Genomic DNA, 242 nt, shown 5'->3' with positions numbered 1-242 from the left:
TTTTAATTTAGGTTTATTTTGTAAAATGAAATATTAAGAAAAATAAATAAAACAAAGGAGTCTTTATGTCGCGTTACCGAGGGCCTCGTTTCAAAAAAATACGCCGCCTGGGGACTTTACCGGGACTAACTAATAAAAGGCCCGGATCTGGAAATGATCTTAGAAACCAATCACATTCCGGGAAAAGATCTCAATATCGTATTCGTCTAGAAGAAAAACAAAAATTACGTTTTCATTATAGT

1 pseudogene is annotated in these 242 nt (G+C 33.9%); it reads left to right on the top strand.

The features are described 5' to 3' along the window. Positions 1 to 65 precede the first annotated feature (65 nt). A pseudogene (locus tag CVH10_RS23725) lies at positions 66 to 242 on the top strand (hypothetical protein); the annotation flags it as partial.

Source organism: Halomonas sp. ND22Bw (assembly GCF_003011945.1).
GTDB lineage: Bacteria > Pseudomonadota > Gammaproteobacteria > Pseudomonadales > Halomonadaceae > Halomonas > Halomonas halophila.
Note: the sequence above shows the minus strand (reverse complement) of the source record. Positions and strands in the feature narration are given on the sequence as shown.